We start from the raw sequence: 5,724 nt of genomic DNA on the forward strand, positions 1-5,724 counted from the left end.
AAGCATGGTTGAGTCACTGAGCTCTTAAATCGTTTAATGCAACTTTTTTTTGGAATGTTTTGGTCGCACCGTGGGTGTGACCTTCACTATTTTTTTTTGATATAACTTATTAGAGATACATTGATTTTTTGAGTTCCTCAAAGCTTTTTTCAAAAAGAGGATTGTAGAACAGCATCTGATTGTAGTATCTTTTTGCGGCTTCCAGTTCGTCATTCATAATAAGCAGGTAGATGTATTCGTGGTAGATGTCGGGATTTTTCGGATTCAGGCTTATTGCCTTTTCATATGATTCCTTGAATGTGAACATGTCATATGGAAATGAGTAACCTCCTTTTTCCATCCACAGATCTTCTGATTCGGGATTTTCACCTATTCCCTCATCAAGGACTTCCAATGTCTTTTCAACATTGCCGCTCTCCAGTTGAAAATACGCTTCGGCCAGTATGATATATGCCTGGGGGACCTTTTTGCTTATTTTAATTGCCTTTTTTGCATATTCGACTGCATCGTCCCAATGTGAGGTATTCAGGTATGCATGGGCGATTTTGGTATGCGCTTCGATGTTTAGGGGGTCATGGAGTAATGCTTCATTCATGAAATGGATTGCCCTTCCGTAGTCATTTGCTTCAAAATATATTTCAGCAATTTCAAATAATGTATCTATATTGGGATTCTTTTCATAGGACTTGTAAAGATATTTTACGGCCTTTACTGTATTTCCTAATTTGTGGTAGGACATTCCGGCTAGGCGGTATGATTTGGCGGTTCTTATCTTTCTGGACTCTTCAATGCACTCTTCATATCTTCCGGCCTTATGCAGTATTGATGCTTTTTTGTAGCTGTCTTCATATTCGATTCGGCTGATGTAGTCAAGGCATTTCTCATAGTTTTCGAGCTCAATATGGCAGTCTATAAGACGGTTGATGACAGAGATATTTTTAGAATTGCATTTAAGAATTCTCTTGCCGCATCTTACTGCGTTTTCATAGTCATTTTGAAACTCGTAGGACATCATGGCGTATGAAAGTAGGGTTTGGTTTTCAGGATCTCTTTCAAGGCATTCATCCAGGAATTTTAATGAATTTTCATAGTCTCCCTTTTGGAAATGGTTGACTGCAATGAGAGCTATTGATTCATCATCGCTTTTTTGGGACAGTGCCCTTTCAAGCTGTTCAATTGATTCATCATGCCTCTTTAAAAGAAATAGGACTTTAGCCAGATATTTGCTATTCTCGAAATCCAGATGTTCGACTTCAAGAAGTTCATTTGCAGTTTTTGAATAATCTTCGTAGGTTTTTGAGTCAAGTTCTTCAAAATTTAGATGGTTGTTGGTTGTCATGGCATTAACTTTGGCCCTTTTCATATATCAATATTGTGATTAAGTTATTAATTCGGAGGTGGTATAAATATGAAATATTTGGGTTTGATTTTTGAAACTTTTCTATACTGTTTTTGATGTGAAACGGGATTTCAATTAACTTCGGCCAATGAAAATATTGCTGAATGTTTATTTTATTTTTTTTCATATACATTGCTTTGTATGAACTCACCTGTTTTTCAATTTCTATTCATTTGATAACATAATCGATTGTTTATTTACCTATTTTTGAAAATAACTATCAAAATATTTACATGTTCTGTCTATTATTGTTGCAGTCATTTTGAACTCAGAAAATGTTAATATGAAATAGGCACATAAATAGTATTGACAATGATGTTTATGGATTTCCAAAAAATAATCATGAATTGTAATATATGGGGTGATTAGATGCAAAGATGTCCCGTTTGCGGTTCTGAAATGTCAGACGATGACATGTTCTGCAAAAATTGTGGTTTCAATCCGGATTTGGATATGGATGAATTTGAAGATGATTAAAATTAAAAATTTAAAATAAAATACTACTATAAAATTTTAAAGATTCCTTTTTTTTTGATTGATTGTTTAATAAATAATTAATAGTATGTTTTCTATAAATATTTGTTAATTGAGAATTGGAGACAATATTTTGTTAAACAAAAGAATAATTGTACTGGCAATATTTCTTGTAAGTCTGCTGGCAGTTTCTGGCGTATGTGCAGCGGATAATTCCACTGAAGATATTGTCGGTGTGGAGAAAACAGCGCATGTTAAAAACATGACTAAGGAAGTTAAAGGTATTGAAAATGCCAATAATCTAATTGATGCAGGGACTTTTGATGAACTGGCCAATGAGATAAATTCCGTTGAGGATGGGGGAATATTGAACCTTACAAAAGACTACAAATATGTCAGCGGTTCTGCGGGTGGAATCAAAATCAATAAGTCAATAATCATTGACGGACATGGAAATACACTTGATGGAAGACACTTGTCCAGAATATTCAACGTGACTGCGGGCAATGTGGCTTTAAAGAATTTGAAATTCATCAATGCTCAATTCACTGGCGATGGAGGTGCCATTAATTGGAATGCAAAAGATGGTGTTTTGAGCAATTGTACTTTTATCGGATGTTCAGCATCAAATGGCGGGGCAGTATATGCCTCTTCATCAACAGTCAGTTTTATGGACTGTTTCTTTTCAGGTAATTCTGCAACCAGTGGAGGTTCTGTATATGCTGCGTATTCAATAGCCGAATTTGCCAACGTATCATTCATAAATAATAGGGCAACCAATGCTTCCGCTGCTATCTTCAGCATGCTTTCAATCAATTCGATTGATGGATGTGATTTCATCAATAATTCCGTCAGCGGCAAGTCTCCGTTTGGGGGAGCAATTGCATTTTATCAATATGAAAGTAATATAAGCAATTCCAGATTCATCAACAATTCAATCAATGGGGACTATGGCTATGGAAGCTCTATTTTTAATTACGGCATCGTGAATGTGGAAAATACCACAATTATAAACAATACTCAAAACACCCGAAACAGAATTGACGATAGTCTTTACACCATAATCGGAAAGGCCAATACGAAAGGCTGCACCGTAGAAAACAATTCATGCATGGGCGATGAGAACATAATCTATGCTCTCTTTTGGCCAATGGTATTTGACAAGGTATTTGATGAGACAGATGCAGTCATTCCGGCAAAGTATGACTTGAGAAACGTTACTCTGGAAAACGGCACAACCGTATCATATGTATCTCCAGTCAAGGATCAGAAAAATTCAGGTACCTGCTGGGCTTTTGCTGCAATCGGTGCTTTGGAGTCATATCTGTTGGAAAGTGAAAACGGACTGTATAACTTTTCTGAAAACAATCAAAAAAACATAATGGGTCCATATACAAAAGGTGGCTGGGTATTTATCAGAGGTGGAGGAACTGCCAAAACCCTTGCATACTGGAGCAGGTGGTCAGGACCTGTCAATGCCAGTGATGATCCGTTTAATGAAACCTCCAAAGTATCCCCAACAAATCTCACTGTCATTAAACATGTTCAGGATGTTGTATATATTCCTGTAATGGATATTACTCAGTTAAAGCTTGCAGTGTTGAAATATGGTTCTGTCGTTATAGGATATAAATTTATTCAACCTGAACTCAAGATAATCAATGGAACAACCTTTGAAAGTGAAGTTTCGCCGATAGTGCTATTGCCTCAGTTTTCTTCCCATGTGGTCGATATCGTCGGATGGGATGATAACTATCCTGGCTCCAATTTTGGTGAAAACATTCCTGATGGGGCATTTATATTAAAAAATAGTTTTGGTACAAGTGAATATAACACAAAATTAAATAAAACTATTTATTATGAAGGTAACGGTTTCAACTATATATCATATTATGATTTGTCGCTTTCAAAGGAAAACATTCCCTTTGCAATAGTGAATATGGAGGATGTGGGCAACTATAAGGAAAATTATTATTATGATCCTGCTGGAACACTTGTCAATTTAGGATTCAATAATGAAACTGCATGGTTTTCAAATCAGTTCGTTTCAAACAACAGCTATCCTCTTGCAGCATTCAGTTTATATACCTTCGGGGTCGATTCCACCTATGAAGCTTATGTTTATGTCAATGACAATCTTGCACACACCCAATGCGGTGTCATTCATAATCCAGGATACAATACAATAAAATTGAGTGATTACGTTGGACTGAACAGGAATGATGTTTTCAGGATAACAATAAAGTTAACCACTCCAAACTGCACATATCCAATTCCTATCAGCTGCGATGTCAATGAATGGATTGCAAATACTTCTTCATCTGCGAACCAGTCATTCATAAGTCCTGACGGCATCAATTGGATCGACCTGCATTACGCACATAATAGTCTCTATCAAAACTCAGGCAGTGTAAGTTACGCCGAATTTTCAAATGCAGTAGTCTGTTTAAAGGCTTTCACATTCGATTTTGGAATAATTACAGAAGACCTGGTTAAAATCTATAAAAACGATTCTGTGTTTGAAGCTAAAATAGGTGAAGGCAATAAAATCATATTATTTGAGGTTGACGGAATCAACCATACTCGCTTAAGCGATGAAAATGGGGTGGCCAAATTGGAAATTAACTTGAATCCTGGCAACTACACAATCAGGACATACTATGCAAACTTCAGTGCTGAAAACAATATTGAAGTGTTGCCTACACTGATAGCCAAAGATTTTGTTAAACGTTATGATGATAAATCAAAGTTTTACATTGCACTGATTGACACTGCAGGAAAGTCTGTTGCAAATGCAAATATTGCAATGAAGATTAACGGTGCATCTTATAGCAGACCAACCGATAAAAATGGAAAAGCCAGTTTAAACATCAATCTAAAGCCAGGCCAATATGTGCTGACTGCCGTTGACCCGTTGACTGGACTTGAAATGTCATATGACATTACCGTTCTGCCGGTCAAAAAGTCCACTCCAAAGATTGTGGCCAATAAGAAAACATTCAAGACAACCACCAAAACCAAAAAATACTCAATAGCTTTAAAGGACAAGGCAGGCAAGCCAATCAAGAATGCAAAAGTCACTCTGAAGGTAAACGGCAAAAAATATAAGGCCACTACCAACTCCAAAGGAAAGGCCACTTTCAAAATCACCAAGCTTTCGAAGAAGGGAAGCTTCAAGGCAACTGTGACATACAATGGAAACATCAAATATAACAAAGTGGCAAAAAATGTAAAGATTACTGTCAAGACTGCCTTCAAAACGGTTATGAAAGGAAGCAAGGACAAGGCTACTGTTAAAAAAATTCAAAGGGCTTTGAAGAAAAACGGATATTACCTTAAAGCTTATGGTCATTATCTGAAAGTCGATGGAATCTATGGAGACTGCACTGTAAGGGCTGTTAAACAGTTTCAGAAGGATAATGGGATTAAACCAACAGGTAAAGTGGATGAAAAGACTGCTGTAAAACTTAAATTAATTTAAGGGGATGTTATATTATTACATCTCATACATTTTTTTAGGGTGTTTGAAAAAATTATTTTTTTGAGTTTTCATCGAATTTTTGATTTATTTTTTCTTAATTTAATTAAAATGGGATAATTTTTCTTATTAGTTTATTAATTTTGTATTCAATTGTTATATATGATTTAAGTGTTTTCTATTGGGCATGGTTGTTCTTGGTTGTTAATGCTAAAAGATGTGTTGGAAACAAGTAATTAATCATTAGAACTTTAGTTAATGCTTCGAGAAGATATTTTTCCGTTTTTGTTGCGGTTTTTTGCAAACGAAAATCAGCATTACATCAATTCGAAAAAAATCCCTGCAATTATGTATGCAGATAAAATAGAAGAAT

General features: G+C 35.6%; 3 protein-coding genes. 2 read left to right on the forward strand and 1 reads right to left on the reverse strand.

What is annotated here, in order from left to right; translation table 11 throughout:
• Positions 1 to 109: 109 nt before the first annotated feature.
• A complete protein-coding gene (locus UIB65_RS05205; protein ID WP_330040043.1) occupies positions 110 to 1,363 on the reverse strand; it encodes a tetratricopeptide repeat protein in 1,254 nt (417 codons plus the stop codon).
• A gap of 405 nt (positions 1,364 to 1,768) precedes the next feature.
• Between UIB65_RS05205 and UIB65_RS05210 the strand changes: the two genes are divergently transcribed.
• The gene (locus UIB65_RS05210) at positions 1,769 to 1,876 is read left to right on the forward strand and encodes a zinc-ribbon domain-containing protein (RefSeq protein ID WP_330040044.1); all 108 of its coding nucleotides are present in this window, start codon (positions 1,769 to 1,771) and stop codon (positions 1,874 to 1,876) included.
• A 130-nt stretch (positions 1,877 to 2,006) separates the two neighbouring features.
• The gene (locus UIB65_RS05215) at positions 2,007 to 5,354 is read left to right on the forward strand and encodes a lectin like domain-containing protein (RefSeq protein WP_330040045.1); all 3,348 of its coding nucleotides are present in this window, start codon (positions 2,007 to 2,009) and stop codon (positions 5,352 to 5,354) included.
• The last annotated feature ends 370 nt before the right edge of the window (positions 5,355 to 5,724 follow it).

Source organism: Methanobrevibacter sp. (genome assembly GCF_036307625.1).
Classification (GTDB): domain Archaea; phylum Methanobacteriota; class Methanobacteria; order Methanobacteriales; family Methanobacteriaceae; genus Methanocatella.

Excerpts from the sequence above, each read along its gene's own strand:
- UIB65_RS05205 (WP_330040043.1), bottom strand. The coding sequence starts at position 1,363 with ATGAAAAGGGCCAAAGTTAATGCCATGACAACCAACAACCATCTAAAT.
- UIB65_RS05210 (WP_330040044.1), top strand. The coding sequence starts at position 1,769 with ATGCAAAGATGTCCCGTTTGCGGTTCTGAAATGTCAGACGATGACATG.